The 17923-nt window shown below is 57.6% G+C and carries 16 protein-coding genes; 2 read left to right on the top strand and 14 right to left on the bottom strand.

The genetic code is table 11. The features are described 5' to 3' along the window. Positions 1 to 68 precede the first annotated feature (68 nt). Positions 69 to 521: a PaaI family thioesterase gene (locus PMI18_RS18600; RefSeq protein ID WP_007898966.1), complete on the bottom strand. Its 453-nt coding sequence runs from the start codon at positions 519 to 521 to the stop codon at positions 69 to 71. Continuing rightward, the gene (locus PMI18_RS18595; protein WP_007898969.1) at positions 518 to 994 is read right to left on the bottom strand and encodes a PaaI family thioesterase; all 477 of its coding nucleotides are present in this window, start codon (positions 992 to 994) and stop codon (positions 518 to 520) included. The genes PMI18_RS18600 and PMI18_RS18595 overlap by 4 nt, the downstream gene beginning before the upstream one ends. Before the next feature lie 157 nt (positions 995 to 1151). Here PMI18_RS18595 and PMI18_RS18590 point away from each other — a divergent pair, with 157 nt between their 5' ends. Further along, positions 1152 to 1397, top strand: coding sequence for a hypothetical protein (locus tag PMI18_RS18590; RefSeq protein WP_007898971.1), 246 nt, complete (start codon positions 1152 to 1154; stop codon positions 1395 to 1397). A gap of 77 nt (positions 1398 to 1474) precedes the next feature. Here PMI18_RS18590 and PMI18_RS18585 read toward each other — a convergent pair whose 3' ends face one another. The 12 genes from PMI18_RS18585 to sdhC all read right to left on the bottom strand — a co-directional run bounded on the left by PMI18_RS18585 (position 1475) and on the right by sdhC (position 15998). Then, a complete protein-coding gene (locus PMI18_RS18585; RefSeq protein ID WP_007898973.1) occupies positions 1475 to 1876 on the bottom strand; it encodes an MAPEG family protein in 402 nt (133 codons plus the stop codon). Continuing rightward, positions 1876 to 2613: a DUF599 domain-containing protein gene (locus tag PMI18_RS18580; protein WP_007898974.1), complete on the bottom strand. Its 738-nt coding sequence runs from the start codon at positions 2611 to 2613 to the stop codon at positions 1876 to 1878. Before PMI18_RS18580 ends, PMI18_RS18585 begins: the two co-directional genes overlap by 1 nt. 263 nt (positions 2614 to 2876) lie before the next feature. Further along, a complete protein-coding gene (gene brnQ / locus PMI18_RS18575; RefSeq protein ID WP_007898975.1) occupies positions 2877 to 4190 on the bottom strand; it encodes a branched-chain amino acid transport system II carrier protein in 1314 nt (437 codons plus the stop codon). Positions 4191 to 4611: 421 nt separating this feature from the next. Beyond that, complete coding sequence (gene sucD, locus PMI18_RS18570) at positions 4612 to 5493, bottom strand: succinate--CoA ligase subunit alpha (RefSeq protein ID WP_007898976.1); 882 nt, start codon at positions 5491 to 5493, stop codon at positions 4612 to 4614. Next, on the bottom strand, positions 5493 to 6659 hold the full coding sequence (gene sucC / locus PMI18_RS18565) for an ADP-forming succinate--CoA ligase subunit beta (protein WP_007898980.1): 1167 nt from the start codon (positions 6657 to 6659) through the stop codon (positions 5493 to 5495). The genes sucD and sucC overlap by 1 nt, the downstream gene beginning before the upstream one ends. Before the next feature lie 195 nt (positions 6660 to 6854). Next, positions 6855 to 8291, bottom strand: coding sequence for a dihydrolipoyl dehydrogenase (gene lpdA / locus PMI18_RS18560; protein WP_007898983.1), 1437 nt, complete (start codon positions 8289 to 8291; stop codon positions 6855 to 6857). Positions 8292 to 8401: 110 nt separating this feature from the next. Next, positions 8402 to 9619, bottom strand: coding sequence for a 2-oxoglutarate dehydrogenase complex dihydrolipoyllysine-residue succinyltransferase (gene odhB / locus PMI18_RS18555; protein WP_007898985.1), 1218 nt, complete (start codon positions 9617 to 9619; stop codon positions 8402 to 8404). A gap of 42 nt (positions 9620 to 9661) precedes the next feature. Continuing rightward, positions 9662 to 12493: a 2-oxoglutarate dehydrogenase E1 component gene (locus tag PMI18_RS18550; RefSeq protein WP_007898987.1), complete on the bottom strand. Its 2832-nt coding sequence runs from the start codon at positions 12491 to 12493 to the stop codon at positions 9662 to 9664. A gap of 276 nt (positions 12494 to 12769) precedes the next feature. Beyond that, positions 12770 to 13474 (bottom strand): succinate dehydrogenase iron-sulfur subunit, encoded by a 705-nt coding sequence (locus PMI18_RS18545; RefSeq protein WP_007898989.1) that lies wholly within the window; start codon positions 13472 to 13474, stop codon positions 12770 to 12772. An 11-nt stretch (positions 13475 to 13485) separates the two neighbouring features. Continuing rightward, entirely contained in the window at positions 13486 to 15258 is a 1773-nt protein-coding gene (gene sdhA / locus PMI18_RS18540; protein ID WP_007898991.1) for a succinate dehydrogenase flavoprotein subunit, read from the bottom strand. A gap of 3 nt (positions 15259 to 15261) precedes the next feature. Next, complete coding sequence (gene sdhD, locus PMI18_RS18535) at positions 15262 to 15630, bottom strand: succinate dehydrogenase, hydrophobic membrane anchor protein (protein WP_007898993.1); 369 nt, start codon at positions 15628 to 15630, stop codon at positions 15262 to 15264. Next, positions 15624 to 15998 (bottom strand): succinate dehydrogenase, cytochrome b556 subunit, encoded by a 375-nt coding sequence (gene sdhC, locus PMI18_RS0129475; protein ID WP_015096190.1) that lies wholly within the window; start codon positions 15996 to 15998, stop codon positions 15624 to 15626. The genes sdhD and sdhC overlap by 7 nt, the downstream gene beginning before the upstream one ends. 363 nt (positions 15999 to 16361) lie before the next feature. Between sdhC and gltA the strand changes: the two genes are divergently transcribed. Beyond that, complete coding sequence (gene gltA, locus PMI18_RS18530; protein WP_007898998.1) at positions 16362 to 17651, top strand: citrate synthase; 1290 nt, start codon at positions 16362 to 16364, stop codon at positions 17649 to 17651. Positions 17652 to 17923: the final 272 nt, after the last annotated feature.

Below are 17923 nucleotides of genomic sequence, written 5' to 3' on the forward strand. Positions count from 1 at the left end.
CAATCAGATGGCATAAGCCGTGACCTTGAGGGTCGGCGGCGGGTTGTCATCTGAGTTGGGGGCTGAGATCAGGATTTCAAGGGCTCTTCTATTTTGAAATGAGCGCGGGCCGTGGCAATGGGCTCGGCTTCAGTGCTTTGCCAGGCGGTAATCGCCACGTTTGCCACCCGACGCCCCTGACGGCACACCTGGCATCTGGCCCAGGTATCGCGAAACTGCCCCGCGCGCAGGTAGTCGAGGGAAAAGTCGATAATCTTCGGCACACCGGGCGAGCCGGTGAAGATCAGCAGGTGCAGTGCCGCCGACAGCTCCATGAACCCGGCAATCACCCCGCCATGAATCGCCGGCAATAAAGGATTACCAATGTTGTCCTTGTTGGCCGGCAGACGAAACAGCAGCTCATCCCCGACACGCGAACATTCGACGCCGATCAGTCTGGCGTAGGGAATCAGGTGCAGCAGAGAGGCGTAGTCCCCCTGCGCATGGGCCTGTTGAAGCTGCTCCTTGAACGAGTCGGTCATTTCGCACCTCCGGCTATGGCACCGCCAAAACCCTTGGTGCCTTTGATGCCCTTGCCCATACGCATGAAGGTGCCCACCACATGGGCGATGGGCTGTTCGGGGTCGTCCTGATAGGCAAAACCGCGCGCGAAAATGACGTCGGTGGTCACTCGGTAGCATTGGGCGAAGCCATAAACGTCCTTGTGCGGCTCGGCGGCGTGCATGTAGTCGATGCGCAAGTCGAGCGTCGGACAGACTTCGAATTCGGGTAGCACGCAAAGGGTAGCCATGCCGCAGGCGGTGTCCATCAGTGAGGTCAGCGCACCGCCATGAATCACCCCGGTTTGCGGGTTACCGACGATCTGCGGGCTGTACGGCAGAATCACCGTCAGCCCTTCGCTGCTGGCGCTGTGAACACGCATGCCAAGTACCTGACAATGGCGCAATGCCGACAGAAATCGCGTCGCACGCTCAAAAACGGGGTTTTCGGCCATTCGATAGAACTCTTCTTAGTGTCCGGGCAAAGTAGCAGGCTAGTGGGTAAAAGTTCCGCAGCAAAACAAACTTATATATCTGAACGAATTGAGGAACTTAAAGCTGTCGGCTGTGCTCGAAAGGCCAGTAGATACTTTCCATCAGGAGAAACACCCCATGCGTAAGACTTTAGCTATTGCCTTGATGTTGACCGCTTCCCTCGGTCTCGCTGCCTGCGATAAAAAATCCGAGGACAAAGCTCAAGATGCCACCAAACATGCCGAGCAAGCTCAGGAAAAAATGAGCGAAGCTCAGGATAAAGTGAACGAGGCAGCAAAAGAAAACGCCGAAGCTGCCAAAGCTCAGGCCGAATCGAACGCAGCAGCGGTAAAAGAAGCCGCTCCAGAAGCGCCTAAAAACTAACAGCGTTTTTAGTGATAAAAGAAAACCCGCCAAGTGCGGGTTTTCTTTTGTCTGCGGCCTTTGTTTGCAATGCACTATTAGATCAAAATCGTCCTAAAAGTCGGACTAATCATCAACAACAACGAACACACTAAACCCACAAACCACACCAGACTGCGCTGCCAGGCCAGATCCCCCCAATAGCACAGCAAGTAAATGATGCGCGTGATCACAAAGATGATCGCCAGCGTATCGATCAGCCATCCCGCCGTCTGCGTGGTGTGCGCCATCAACACCCCTACCGCAAACAATAAGAACGCCTCGAAACTGTTCTGATGGGCCGCCAACGCACGGGCACCGAAGCCTGTAAGTTGCGCCTGCTGTTGGCGCGGCAGGTGATTGTTGTAACCGCCCTGCTCGTTCATGGCTTTGGCCACCGGGATCTTTGCCACGAAAATCAACAATGCGCTGATAAACACACACCAGAACGGAATACTCATCAAGCAGCCTCCTTGTTTGCTTCAGGCAATGGCGCCTCCGTAGGGGTATAGACCATCACATCAAGAACGTCAGAGTGAAACTCGCGGCGATACAACACCAGCACGACGCCGGCACTCATCAACATGAACAACCAAGGGCTGACGAACCACGCCAGCATGGTCATGCCAAAGTAATAGGAACGCAGCCCGAAGTTGAACTGGTTGGCCGCCATGGAGATGACACGGGCCGCCCGGGAAGCGAAGGCTTTACGCTCTTGCTCAGACACATGGCGCTCGCCGATCATCGGCGCCGAGCCCACGAGAATCGCCGCAAAGTTGTACTGACGCATGCACCAGCTAAAGGTAAAGAACGCATAGACAAACACCAGCGCCAGGCACAACAGCTTGATCTCCGACATCCCCTGGGAAGCCTGTTGCACCATCGGGATATCCGCCAGCAACGACACGGCTCTGTCGGACGCACCCAATACCGTGAGAATACCGGCCAGGATAATCAGCGTACTGGAGGCGAAGAACGAGGCATTGCGCTCCAGGTTACCGATCACGCTGGCATCGGCAATGCGGTTGTCGCGCAACAGCATGCGGCGCATCCAGTCTTCGCGATACAGGTGCAACACGCTGGCCAGGCACGCGGTGTCGCGGCCCTTCCATGAGGCGTAACGGGTGTAACCACCCCAGCAAACGACAAACCAGAGCGCGGCGAGGATGTGGATGATGTTGGCGTGGATGAACGACATGCAATTTCCTGTGAGACATTGGCAGTAGAACTTGTAGGAGCGAGGCTTGCCCGCGAAGACGGCATAACATTCGACAAAGTTGTCGCCTGACACAACGCCTTCGCGGGCAAGCCACGCTCCTACAGGTAGTGCTTCGACGTTAGCGCAAGGAAAAAGACACTGCATCACACGCATAAAAAATGCCCCGTATCGATTGATACGGGGCATTTCCATTTTTGCCAGGAAGCAACTCGAGGCCCGCTTGTGGCGGGCCGCGAAGCAGCTTAAGCCAGCACTTCTTCGCGCTTGCCCAGCAGACGATCGCAAACCACCGCAACCACCAGGGTCATGACCGACGGCACCAGCCACGCCAGCCCCTGCTCGCTCAGCGGCAGGTGAGCCAGTTGAGTCGGCATCCAGTCGGCCAGACCGGCCCCCTTGAGGGCGTCGATCAGACCGAAGATGAACGACACCAGCATCACCGGACCGACGATGCGACCTTGCTCATGCCAGAAGTCCTTACAGAAGCTCAGGGCGACCAGAGCGATGCATGGCGGGTAGATGGCGGTCAGCACCGGAATCGAGAACGCAATCAGCTTGGTGAGGCCCAGATTGGACACCAACAGGGAGAACGCAGCCAGGATGATCACCAGCGTCTTGTAGGACAGTGGCAGTACACGACTGAAGTATTCGGCACAGGCGCACGTCAGACCGACCGCAGTCACCAGACAGGCCAAGGAGATCAGCACCGCAAGGAAACCGCTGCCGAGCGAACCGAATGTGTGCTGCACGTACGCGTGCAATACCGCCGCGCCGTTGGTAGCACCAGCGGCCACTTCATGGCTGCCCGAACCGAGACGGAACAAGCTGACGTAAACCAGCGCCAGACCCACGCCGGCAATCAGCCCGGCGATGATCGCGTAACGGGTGATCAGCGCTGGCGATTCCACGCCACGAGAGCGGATGGCGTTGACAATGACAATGCCAAATACCAACGCCCCCAGGGTATCCATGGTCAGGTAACCATTGATGAAGCCCTGGGAGAACGGTGCCGCCACATATTCAGGCGTGGCCATGCCGATATCACCGGCCGGCAACGCGAACGCAGCGATGCCAAGCGCGGCCAGGGCGATAATCTTCAGCGGTGCCAGGAAACGCCCTACGGTGTCCAGCAGACGACCCGGATAGAGCGAGATGAAGAACACCAGCAGGAAGTACACCGAGCTATAAAGAAACAACGCCAGCGGGCTCTCGCCAGTCAGCGGCGCCAGGCCCACTTCGAACGACACGGTCGCGGTGCGCGGCGTCGCGAACAACGGGCCTACAGCAAGGTAGCACGCGGCTGCCAGCAGGCCACCGGCGACTTTACCGATCGGGCTGCTCAAGGCATCCATTGCGCCACCAACCTTGGCCAGGGCGACAACGGTGATCACCGGCAGACCGACCGCGGTGATCAGAAAACCCAGCGCCGCCATCCAGACATTAGGCCCGGACTGCAAACCGACGATAGGCGGGAAGATGATGTTGCCAGCCCCGACGAACAGGGCAAACGTCATAAAACCCAGTGCCAGGATGTCCTGGCCTTTCAACACTTTCATTAAGGAAATACCACACTACTGAATCGGAATTTAGAGAGGGATTTCCCTTATGGGTGAGGGAAATGCTGTCGGCCCGTATAGGACTAACCCGTTTAGCGCGTTGCTGCCTTGTGGGCCGCGGACGCAAAAATGGCTGCTAGCCTAACGAATTTGCACGACAAACGCACTGTTAGGGGGCGAACTATCCGATACGCGACATTTATATGTCGCGTTTTTACATGTAAATGGTGGGTGCCTGTAAGAAAGCCTTCGTGGGCAAGCCTCGCTCCTACAGGTAATAGGCCGTTCGGGTGAACGACGTAAATCTGTAGGAGCGAGGCTTGCCCGCGAAGAGGCCCGTCCCGCAAACCCAAATCCCGGAAACGACAAAGGCCACCCGAAGGTGGCCTTTGCTTGGTGAAGCGTCAGTTAAGCGCGAGGCTTACTTGATCGCCCAACCGGTCAGCTCGGACAAAGCCTTGCCGATGTCTGCCAGCGAACGCACGGTTTTAACGCCTGCGTCTTCCAGGGCAGCAAACTTCTCGTCTGCAGTGCCTTTGCCGCCAGAGATGATTGCGCCAGCATGGCCCATGCGCTTGCCTGCAGGGGCAGTCACACCAGCGATGTAGGAAACAACCGGCTTGGTCACGTTTGCCTTGATGTAGGCAGCCGCTTCTTCTTCAGCCGAACCGCCGATCTCACCGATCATCACGATCGCTTCCGTCTTCGGGTCTTCCTGGAACAGCTTCAGGATGTCGATGAAGTTCGAACCCGGGATCGGGTCACCACCGATGCCGACGCAAGTCGACTGACCGAAACCGGCGTCAGTAGTCTGCTTCACAGCTTCGTAGGTCAGGGTGCCGGAACGGGAAACGATACCGACCTTGCCTGGCAAGTGAATGTGACCTGGCATGATGCCGATCTTGCATTCGCCTGGAGTGATCACGCCTGGGCAGTTAGGACCGATCAGGACTACGCCCAGCTCGTCGCACTTGACCTTGGCATCCAGCATGTCCAGGGTAGGAATGCCTTCAGTGATGCAAACGATCAGCTTGATGCCGCCGAATGCTGCTTCCAGGATGGAGTCCTTGCAGAAAGGAGCTGGAACGTAGATCACGCTGGCGGTGGCGCCAGTGGCAGCTACAGCGTCTTTCACGGTGTTGAACACTGGCAGACCCAGGTGCTCGGTGCCGCCTTTGCCTGGAGTTACACCACCAACCATCTTGGTGCCGTATTCGATGGCTTGCTGGGTGTGGAAACTACCTTGCGAACCGGTAATACCCTGGCAGATAACTTTGGTGTCTTTATTGATCAGGACGCTCATTATTTGCCCTCCGCAGCTTTAACGACTTGTTGAGCAGCGTCGGTCAGGCTGGTAGCAGCGATGATGTTCAAACCGCTTTCTGCCAGTACTTTAGCGCCCAGCTCAGCGTTGTTGCCTTCAAGGCGAACAACAACCGGGATTTTCACGCCGACTTCTTTCACAGCGCCGATGATGCCTTCGGCAATCATGTCGCAACGAACGATGCCGCCGAAGATGTTGACCAATACTGCAGCGACGTTAGTGTCGGACAGGATGATCTTGAACGCTTCGGTAACGCGTTCTTTGGTAGCACCGCCGCCCACGTCGAGGAAGTTGGCTGGTTTGCCGCCATGCAGGTTGACGATGTCCATGGTACCCATGGCCAGGCCAGCACCGTTGACCATGCAACCGATGTTGCCTTCCAGTGCTACGTAGTTCAGTTCGAACTTGGCAGCGTGCGCTTCGCGCGGATCGTCTTGCGACGGATCGTGGAAAGTCTTCAGCTTAGGCTGACGGTACATGGCGTTGGCGTCGATGTTGATCTTGGCGTCGAGGCAATGCAGATCGCCGTCAGCCTTGATCACCAGCGGGTTCACTTCCAGCAGAGCCAGGTCGTGATCCTTGAACAGCTTGGCCAGACCTACGAAGATCTTGGCGAACTGAGCAACTTGCTTGCCTTCCAGACCCAGCTGGAATGCCAGCTCGCGACCCTGGAATGGCTGAGCGCCAACCAGTGGATCGATAGTGGCCTTGAGGATTTTCTCAGGGGTGTCGTGAGCGATTTTCTCGATGTCCACGCCACCTTCGGTGGAAGCCATGAACACGATGCGACGGCTCGAACGGTCAACGACAGCGCCCAGGTACAGCTCTTTAGCGATATCAGTGCACGATTCAACCAGGATCTTGGTGACTGGCTGACCATTGGCATCAGTCTGGTAAGTCACCAGACGCTTGCCCAACCACTGTTGAGCGAATGCCTTGGCGTCTTCTTTGCTGCGAACCAGCTTTACGCCGCCCGCTTTACCGCGACCACCAGCGTGGACCTGGGCTTTGACAACCCACTCGGTGCCGCCGATTTTGTCGCAAGCTTCTGCTGCTGCTTCCGGGGTGTCTACTGCGTAGCCGGTGGAAACTGGCAGGCCGTACTCAGCGAACAGCTGCTTACCCTGATACTCGTGAAGATTCATGCTTATTACCGTCTTCGTTAGGTACTGCGCATTCGGTGCTGCACCGTTCTGGTGCCGCACCACCTGTGACTGCTGCTTGCGTAGCTTTCCAGTTACCCCGGTGCAGCTACGCAAGACTGCGTCCAGCGGACATTCCGCGGTGAGTCTTGCATGCAAGGCTCACGACGGGCCGTACCGCCGTGGTTTCTTATTGTCTTAACGCTTCTTGCGGTTGGCGATGTGGATGGCGCCGCCATTCACAGCCAAAGCTGCTTCGTGCAAGGCTTCAGACAGGGTCGGATGGGAGAAAACCATCATGCCCAGGTCTTCAGCGCTGGTGCCGAATTCCATACCGATCGCGCCCTGCTGAACCAGTTCTGCAGCGCTCGGGCCAATCACGTGGACGCCCAATACGCGGTCAGTCTTGGCATCGGCAATGACTTTCACGAAACCGCCGGTGTCGTTGGCTGCCATGGCACGGCCACTGGCTGCGAACGGGAAGGTGCCAACGTTAACTTCAACGCCTTCAGCCTTCAAGGTCTGCTCGGTTTTGCCGACCCATGCGATTTCCGGGTGAGTATAAATAACTGACGGGATCAAGTCATAGTTCATCTGGGCTTTGTGGCCCTTGATGCGCTCGACGACCATGATGCCCTCTTCCGAGGCCTTGTGTGCCAGCATCATGCCGCGAACCACGTCACCGATGGCGTAAACACCCGGTACGGTGGTGGCGCAGTGATCGTCAACGTGCACGAAACCGCGCTCGTCCAGGGTCACGCCGCAATCGGCAGCCAGCAGATCAGTGGTCACCGGACGGCGACCAACGGCTACGATCAGCTTGTCGAAAGTGATGTTCTGTTCGCCGTTGGCATCGGTGTAGTTCACAACGACTTCGTCGCCGTTCACTTTGGAACCGGTAACGCGAGCGCCCAGCTTGATGTCCAGACCTTGTTTGGTCAGGGTTTTCAGCGCTTCCTTGGAAACGGCAGCGTCAGCGGCCATCAAGAAGGTGTCCAGCGCTTCGAGAACGGTAACTTCTGCGCCCAGACGGGACCAGACCGAACCCAGCTCCAGACCGATCACGCCAGCGCCAATCACGCCCAGACGTTTTGGAACCGATTGGAATTCCAGCGCGCCAGTCGAATCGACGATCACATTCTGGTCGACCGGAGCCGGTGGAATGTCGATCGGACGCGAACCTGGAGCCAGGATCACGTTCTCGGCTTCAATGATTTCTACCGAACCGTCAGGCTTGGTGACTTCGACTTTCTTGCCGGCCAGCAGTTTGCCGTGGCCCTGGATCGAGGTCACACCGTTGGCTTTGAACAGGGTCGCAACGCCGGAGGTCAGGCCTTTGACGATGTTGGCTTTACGGCCGACCATTGCTGGCACGTCCATGGTCACGCCAGCGTGGTTGATACCGTGGATCGCGAAGCCGTCTTGGGCTTCGTGGAACTTCCAGGAGCTGTCCAGCAGCGCCTTGGATGGAATGCAGCCGACGTTCAGGCAAGTACCGCCGAGGGCCAGTTTGCCTTCCTTGTCGGTGTATTTCTCGATGCAGGCAGTGGAGAGGCCCAATTGCGCTGCTTTAATGGCAGCCACGTAGCCGCCAGGGCCCGCGCCAATCACTACCACGTCGAATTTCTGAGTCATGTGTCATTCCTTCTCGAATCAAACCGGACGGCCCCTTTTGGGGACCGTCGTGGGACGAAGCTGGTCATTACAGAAGGGCCGTCCATCACTGAGCGGCCCGTGCAACGAAATCAGATATCCAGCAGCAAACGAGCCGGGTCTTCCAGCAGGTTCTTGATGGTAACCAGGAAGGTCACAGCTTCTTTGCCGTCGATCAAACGGTGATCGTAGGACAGAGCCAGGTACATCATCGGACGGATAACGACTTGGCCGTTGATCGCCATAGGACGCTGCAGAATGTTGTGCATGCCCAGGATGGCCGCTTGTGGCGGGTTGACGATCGGAGTCGACATCATCGAACCGAAGGTACCACCGTTGGTGATGGTGAACGTACCACCGGTCATTTCGTCCATCGACAGCTTGCCGTCACGAGCCTTCTTGCCGAAGGTGGCGATGCCGCCTTCGATTTCAGCCAGGCTCATCAGTTCGGCGTTACGCAGAACCGGTACAACCAGGCCGCGGTCGCTGGAAACAGCAACACCGACGTCAGCGTAGCCGTGGTAAACGATGTCAGCACCGTCGATCGACGCGTTGACAGCCGGGAAGCGTTTCAGTGCTTCGGTGGCCGCTTTCACGAAGAACGACATGAAGCCCAAACGCACGCCGTTATGGCTCTTCTCAAAGAGATCCTTGTACTTCGAACGCAGGGCCATGACTTCGGTCATGTCGACTTCGTTGAAAGTGGTCAGCATCGCCATGTTCGATTGAGCTTCAACCAGACGCTTGGCAACGGTGGCCCGCACGCGGGTCATCGGTACGCGCTTCTCGATGCGATCGCCGGCAGCGAACACTGGAGCAGCAGCGGCAGGAGCAGCAGCCTTGGCAGGTGCGGCAGCCGGAGCGGCTTTCTTGGCAGCTACAGCAGCAACAACGTCTTCCTTGGTCACACGACCGCCTTTGCCAGTGCCGGCAACGGAAGCGATGTTGATGCCGTTTTCTTCAGCCAGCTTGCGAGCAGCCGGTGCAGCAACAGGATCGTCTTCGCCCGCTTCGGCAGGAGCAGCGGCAGCGGCAGCAGGTGCAGCAGCGGCGGCTGGAGCGGCAGCAGCACTGCCCTCACCGATGGAGCCCAGAACTTCGTCGGACAGAACGGTGTCGCCTTCGTTCTTGACGATAGCGCCCAGCACGCCATCAGCGGTGGCCAACACTTCCAGTACGACTTTGTCAGTTTCGATGTCGACGATCAGTTCGTCGCGCTTGACGGCGTCGCCCGGTTTTTTGTGCCAGGTGGCAACGGTGCCATCGGCAACCGATTCCGGGAAAGTGGGGGCTTTGATTTCGATAGCCATTATCTGTGGGTCCTTAAATTCGGTTTCAGGTGCGCGAAGGCGTTAAACAGTAAAGGCGTCTTGCAGCAGTTGTTCCTGCTGCTCAGCGTGCATCGATGCATAACCACAAGCAGGTGCAGCAGAAGCATCACGGCCCGCGTACTCAAGTACGAGAGACTTGTCGTGATTGCCAACGATGCGGCGCATGTGGTGTTGGCTGCAGTACCAGGCACCCTGGTTCATCGGCTCTTCCTGACACCAAACGATATGTTTGAGGTTGGTGTACGGAGCCAGGACTTCGTTCAAGTCGTCCTCAGGGAATGGGTACAGCTGCTCGATACGCACGATGGCGATGTCATCACGACCTTCGGCACGGCGTTTTTCCAGCAGGTCGTAGTAGACCTTGCCGCTACACAGAACAACGCGCTCGACCTTTTTCGGGTCCAGGGCATCGATTTCCGGGATAACGGTCTGGAACGAACCTTCGGCCAGATCTTCCAGGGTCGAGATGGCCAGTTTGTGACGCAGCAGCGACTTCGGAGTCAGAACGATCAACGGCTTGCGCAGCGGGCGAATCACCTGACGACGCAGCAAGTGGTAGATCTGAGCTGGCGTAGTCGGCACGGCTACCTGAATGTTGTGCTCGGCGCACAGCTGCAGGTAACGCTCCAGACGAGCCGAAGAGTGCTCCGGACCCTGACCTTCATAACCGTGCGGCAGCAGCATGGTCAGACCGCAGAGACGGCCCCACTTGTGCTCGCCACTGGTGATGAACTGGTCGATAACCACTTGGGCACCGTTGGCGAAGTCGCCGAACTGGGCTTCCCAGATCACCAGCGCCTCAGGCGTGGTGGTCGAGTAACCGTATTCGAACGCCAGCACGGCTTCTTCGGACAGGAACGAATCGTACAGGTCGAAACGTGGCTGGCCCTTGTACAGGTTTTGCAGCGGAACGTAGGTACCCGCGTCTTTCTGGTTGTGCAAGACAGCGTGACGGTGCGAGAACGTACCGCGACCGATGTCCTGACCCGTCATGCGAATCGGGTGACCTTCGAACGCCAGGGTCGCGTACGCCATGGTTTCGGCGTAACCCCAGTTGATCGGCAGGCCGCCGGCTTGCATTTTCTGACGGTCTTCGTAGATTTTCGAGACCTGGCGCTGAACCACGAAGCCTTCCGGAATTTCCAGCAGCTTGGCGGACAGTTCCTGCAAGGTTTTCAGATCGAAGCGAGTGTCGTGACGCGCGGTCCAGGCGTGGCCCAGATACGGACGCCAATCCACGAACAACTCTTTGTTCGGCTCTTTGACCAGGCTTTTTACCACATGCAGACCGTTGTCCAGCGCATTGCGGTATTCGTCGACTTTCGCCTGAACACGCTCTGCGTCCAGCACACCGCCCTGGGTCAGACGATCGGCATACAGCTCACGGGTGGTGCGCTGTTTGGTGATCTGCTGATACATGATTGGCTGGGTGCCGCTAGGCTCGTCGGCCTCGTTGTGACCGCGACGACGGTAGCAGACCAGGTCGATCACCACGTCACGCTTGAACTGCATGCGGTAGTCGATGGCCAGCTGGGTCACGAACAACACGGCTTCCGGATCATCACCATTCACATGGAGGATCGGCGCCTGGATCATCTTCGCAACGTCGGTCGCGTACTCGGTGGAGCGCGAATCCAGCGGGTTGCTGATGGTGAAACCGACCTGGTTGTTGATCACGATGTGCACGGTACCGCCGGTCTTGAAACCGCGGGTCTGCGACATCTGGAAGGTTTCCATCACCACGCCTTGACCGGCGAATGCCGCATCACCGTGGATGGAGATCGGCAGAACCTTCTCGCCGGTAGGGTCGTTACGACGATCCTGACGGGCGCGAACCGAACCCTCGACCACCGGGGAAACGATTTCCAGGTGGGAAGGGTTGAACGCCATGGCCAGGTGAACTTCACCGCCGGTGGTCATCACGTTGGACGAGAAGCCCTGGTGATACTTAACGTCACCGGAACCCAGCTCGACCTTCTTCTTGCCTTCGAACTCGTCGAACAGCTCGCGCGGGTTCTTGCCGAAGGTGTTGACCAGCACGTTGAGACGGCCACGGTGGGCCATGCCGATCACGATTTCCTTGGTGCCGTAAGAACCGGAACGCTGGATCAGCTCGTCGAGCATCGGAATCAGGCTCTCGCCGCCTTCCAGACCGAAACGCTTGGTACCCGGGTATTTGGTCCCGAGGTATTTTTCCAGGCCTTCGCCGGCGGTGACGCGCTCAAGCAGGTGGCTCTTGATATCGACAGAGTACGTCGGACGGCCTCGCACGCTTTCCAGACGCTGCTGGAACCACTGGCGCTGCTCGGAATCGGTGATATGCGTAAATTCAGCGCCGATGGTGCGGCAATATGTCTGCTGCAACGCTTCGTGAATTTCGCGTAGGCTCGCCTCCTCTTTGCCGATGAACAGGTCGCCGGCACGGAAGGTCGTATCAAGATCGGCATTGGTCAAGCCGTAATGATTGATTGACAGGTCTGCAGGTGCAGGACGCTGCCACAGCCCCAGCGGGTCAAGCTGGGCTGCCTGGTGGCCACGCATACGGTAGGCCTGGATCAATCGCAGCACTTCAACTTGCTTCTTCTCGTGCTCACTGCTCACGCTGCCGGCGGAAACCGGTTGGGCGCGGCGCTGGTTCTTTGCCAGCAAGACGAAATGATCGCGAATTGTGGAGTGCGAAACATCGGTGGCAGTGTTGCCATCAGCAGGCAACTTCTGGAAGTAGGTGCGCCACTCTTCTGGCACAGCGTTAGGGTCGTGCAGGTAGAGCTCGTAGAGCTCTTCCACATAGGCAGCGTTACTACCGGATAGGTAGGCGCTGTTCCACATGCGCTGCATCACGCTTTCTTGCATGCTTGGTCACCCTCGGTTAGGGGAACACCACCGGCGTCGACACCGAGAAAACTTGCAGAAGTCCGAATGCAGCGACTAAAACAAGCCACTTAGGATCACGCTGATAGTCCGGGTACCAGCCCGGATGCCCCTGCTTGTCTCATTTCTTCAAAATAAGAGCCGCAGCCTTATAAGCTGCTGCCCAGGTTAAAACTACGGCGCCGGTTGAAGCCTGCGCCGTAGCATCTACGGGTACAGCGGTACAACTTTTACAACAGCCGGGTTACAGCAGCTGAATCACACGCCGCTTTGCAGCAGCATGTTACGGATGTGACCGATGGCCTTAGTCGGGTTCAGGCCTTTCGGACAAACGTTGACGCAGTTCATGATGCCCCGGCAGCGGAATACGCTGAACGGGTCATCCAGCGAAGCCAGACGCTCGGATGTCTTGTTGTCGCGACTGTCTGCCAGGAAGCGATAGGCTTGCAGCAGAGCAGCCGGACCCAGGAACTTGTCCGGGTTCCACCAGAAGGACGGGCACGAAGTCGAGCAGCAAGCGCACAGGATGCACTCGTACAGACCGTCGAGCTTTTCACGCTCTTCAGGGGACTGCAGACGCTCGATGGCCGGAGCCGGCGTGTCGTTCTGCAGGTATGGCTTAACCTTTTCGTATTGCTTGTAGAAGATGCTCATATCGACGACCAGGTCACGGATAACCGGCAAACCTGGCAGCGGACGAACGATCAACTTGTTACGTTTTACGACGGCAGACAGCGGCGTGATGCACGCCAGACCGTTCTTGCCGTTGATGTTCATGCCGTCGGAACCGCAAACACCTTCACGGCAAGAGCGACGATAGGAGAAACCTTCGTCCTGCTCTTTGATCAGGGCCAGCACGTCCAGCACCATCAGGTCTTTACCACCGGTATCAACCTGGAATTCCTGCATGAACGGCGCAGCGTCCTGATCAGGGTTGTAACGATAAACACTGACTTGCAACATGACGGCCACCCTTAATAAGTCCGAATCTTAGGTTCAAAAGTCGGAACAGTCTTCGGCGAGAAGTTCACAGCACGCTTGGCAACGCGCTTGTCACCCGGGAAGTACAGGGTGTGGCACAGCCAGTTTTCGTCGTCACGGTCTTCGAAGTCTTCACGGGCGTGAGCACCGCGGGACTCTTTGCGCACTTCTGCAGCGATGGCAGTGGCTTCGGCCACTTCCAGCAGGTTCTGCAGTTCCAGCGCTTCGATACGCGCAGTGTTGAACGCCTGGCTCTTGTCGTTGATCTTGACGTTGGCGATACGCACGCGCAGATCAGCCAGCTGAGCAATACCCTTCTGCATGTATTCGCCGGTACGGAACACACCGAAGTAGTTCTGCATGCAGTTTTGCAGTTCGCGACGCAGGGTTGCCACGTCCTCACCTTCGGTACGCTCGTTCAGAGCGGACAGACGTGCCAGGGCCGCGTTGATGTCGGCGTCGGTGGCGTCATCGTATTCGATACCGTCGGTCAGCGCTTTTTCCAGGTGCAGGCCGGCAGCGCGGCCGAATACCACCAGGTCGAGCAACGAGTTGCCGCCCAGACGGTTGGCACCGTGAACCGATACGCACGCCACTTCACCCACTGCGAACAGGCCAGGGATGATTTCGTCGACGCCTTCGTCGTTCTGGGTGATTGCCTGACCGTGAATGTTGGTCGGAACGCCGCCCATCATATAGTGGCAGGTAGGAACGACCGGAACCGGAGCAACAACAGGGTCAACGTGTGCGAAAGTCTTGGACAGTTCGCAGATACCTGGCAGACGGCTGTGCAGCACTTCCTCGCCCAAGTGGTCGAGTTTGAGCATTACGTGGTCGCCATTCGGACCGCAACCGTTGCCGGCGATGATTTCTTTAACCATCGAACGGGCAACAACGTCACGACCGGCAAGGTCTTTGGCGTTCGGAGCATAACGCTCCATGAAACGCTCGCCGTGCTTGTTGATCAGGTAACCACCTTCACCACGGCAACCTTCGGTGACCAGTACACCGGCGCCGGCGATGCCAGTCGGGTGGAACTGCCACATTTCGATGTCTTGTACCGGTACGCCGGCACGCAGCGCCATGCCAACGCCGTCACCGGTGTTGATCAGGGCGTTGGTGGTCGAAGCGTAGATACGACCTGCACCGCCGGTGGCCAGTACGGTGGCCTTGGCACGGATGTAGGTGGTTTCACCGGTTTCGATGCAGATGGCAATCACGCCGACGAATGCGCCTTCCTGGTTTTTCACCAGATCAACAGCGTAGTACTCGTTCAGGAACGTGGTGCCAGCTTTCAGGTTGCCCTGATAAAGGGTGTGCAGCAACGCGTGACCGGTACGGTCGGAAGCGGCGCAGGTACGGGCGGCCTGGCCACCTTTACCGTAGTCCTTGGACTGACCACCGAACGGACGCTGATAGATACGACCTTGTTCGGTACGCGAGAACGGCATACCCATGTGGTCCAGTTCGTATACCGCTGCTGGACCTTCCTGACACATGTATTCGATAGCGTCCTGGTCACCGATATAGTCGGAACCCTTGACGGTATCGTACATGTGCCAGCGCCAGTCATCGTTCGGATCGGCAGACGCAATGGCGCAAGTGATGCCGCCCTGGGCCGACACGGTGTGCGAACGGGTCGGGAAAACCTTGGTGATCACCGCAGTCTTGTGACCGCCCTGTGCCAGTTGCAGCGCAGCGCGCATGCCGGCACCGCCACCACCAATGATGATGGCGTCGAAAGAAATCGTTGGAATGTTAGCCATGAATCAGATACCCCAGAGAATCTGCACACCCCAGACGAAGTAAGCGAACATCGCAACGCCGCATACTGCCTGGAAAAGGAAACGTACTGCAGTCGCGGACTTGCCCAGCGCCATCGGCGTCAGGTAGTCGGTCGCGATGGTCCACATGCCGACCCAGGCGTGAGCGCCCAGGGCCACAAGGGCCAGCAGACTGAAGATACGCATCCCGTTGTGGGCGAACAGGGCATGCCACTGGTCGTAGCCAATGCCTGGATTCGCCGCGAGGTATCCGATCAGGAAGATGAAATAAGCCGCGAGAACAACCGCAGACACACGTTGCGCCATCCAGTCATAGAGGCCCGAACGCGAAAGGTTCGTAACGCTGGTTACCATATCCAAACTCCTGCCAGAACGATCAACACCACGGAAACGGCGATGATAATTTTCGAGCCCAGGCGGCCGCCTTCAAGCGTCTCGCCGATGCCCATGTCCATGATCAAGTGGCGCACACCGGCTACCAGGTGATACAGAAGAGCGGACAGGAGGCCCCATGCTACGAACTTGGCCAGCGGACTGGTCAAGCATGCCTTCACCTCGGCAAAACCTTCCTCGGAACCCAGAGACTTGCCCAATGCATACAGCATGAAGCCAAGGCCCAGGAAGAGGATGATGCCGGAAACACGGTGAAGAAACGACGTAACGCCGGTGATGGGGAGTTTGATGGTCCTTAGGTCTAGGTTTACAGGTCGTTGGCTTTTCACGGCTTTTTTTTCACACTGAAGAGCCCCTAACAATCAGGGCAAAGTTGTTGGGGAGTGCACTGGTCAGGTAACCACCACCCAGGGATGCGACCCCCAATAAAGCAGGCCCAAAAGCCCCTGGCGGTCGGTGGCCGAGTATAGACAGTTAGGCTACTAATGACAACGCGTTCACCTTCCCCTAATAGCTGATTGCACAAGTCAGATAAAAGGCGTAAATGGCAGTCAATTTCGAGGAAAAAGTCCGGTTAAAGCCTTCTGGAGCAAGACTTTAGGCAAATTGACATTCGAATTTATCTCACTATAGTGGTGCGGGCCCTGCGTGGGGGGTCTGTCTGATGATTTCAAGCATAAATAGGAGGCCACATGGCTGACAAAAAAGCGCAGTTGATCATCGAGGGCGCAGCCCCCGTCGAGCTGCCCATTTTAACCGGCACCGTTGGTCCCGATGTTATCGACGTTCGGGGCCTGACGGCCACGGGCCGTTTCACCTTTGACCCTGGTTTCATGTCGACTGCCTCCTGCGAGTCGAAGATCACCTATATCGACGGCGACAACGGCATTCTGCTGCATCGCGGCTACCCGATCGAACAGCTGGCTGAAAAGTCGGACTACCTGGAAACCTGCTATCTGCTGCTCAACGGCGAATTGCCGACCGCAGAGCAGAAGGCCCAGTTCGTAGGCACCGTGAAGAACCACACCATGGTTCACGAGCAGTTGAAGACCTTCTTCAACGGCTTCCGTCGCGACGCCCACCCGATGGCCGTCATGTGCGGCGTAGTGGGCGCCCTCTCGGCCTTCTACCACGACTCCCTCGACATCAATAACCCGCAGCATCGCGAAATCTCCGCGATCCGCCTGGTTGCCAAGATGCCGACCCTGGCCGCAATGGTTTACAAGTACTCCATGGGCCAACCCATGATGTACCCGCGCAACGACCTGTCGTACGCGGAAAACTTCCTGCACATGATGTTCAACACCCCGTGCGAGATCAAACCGATCAGCCCGGTACTCGCCAAGGCCATGGACCGGATCTTCATCCTCCATGCCGACCACGAGCAAAACGCGTCGACTTCTACCGTACGTCTGGCCGGTTCGTCGGGTGCCAACCCGTTCGCCTGTATCGCCGCCGGTATCGCTGCCCTGTGGGGCCCTGCCCACGGCGGTGCGAACGAAGCCGTTCTGACCATGCTTGACGAGATTGGCGATGTTTCGAACATCGACAAGTACATCGCCAAGGCCAAGGACAAGAACGATCCGTTCAAATTGATGGGCTTCGGTCACCGGGTTTACAAAAACCGCGACCCACGCGCCACCGTCATGAAGCAAACCTGCGACGAAGTGCTGAAAGAGCTGGGCATCACCAACGATCCGCAACTCGAACTGGCCATGCGCCTGGAAGAAATCGCCCTGACCGACCCGTACTTCATCGAACGCTCGCTGTACCCGAACGTCGACTTCTACTCGGGGATCATCCTCAAGGCGATCGGCATTCCGACCAGCATGTTCACCGTGATCTTCGCCCTGGCGCGGACCGTCGGCTGGATCTCCCACTGGAAAGAAATGCTCTCCAGCCCGTACAAGATTGGCCGTCCGCGTCAGCTGTACACTGGCTACGAGTCGCGTGATATCACCAAGCTGGAAGACCGCGAATAAGACCTGTCTTGCGATAACGTCTTGAGCTGTACCGGGAACGGCCTCTATTTAGATAGGGGCCGTTTTTGTTTGTGCCTGACGTTGAGTGACGCGGCGGCCTGAGGGCCGACCGGGCTCTATGGTTGTGTACATATCCGTTTCTTCGGTTGCGCCGGCTGACGGTTCCGCTCTTACAGCGGGTCACTTTGGAAAAGCGCCAAAGTAACCAAAGCGCTTTTGCCCCTTTCGTTCGGTGCCTCGCCCAGGCTCGGCATGCCCTCGCTCCGGTCCTG

It is taken from the genome of Pseudomonas sp. GM102 (assembly GCF_000282555.1).
In the GTDB taxonomy this organism is placed as follows: Bacteria; Pseudomonadota; Gammaproteobacteria; order Pseudomonadales; family Pseudomonadaceae; genus Aquipseudomonas.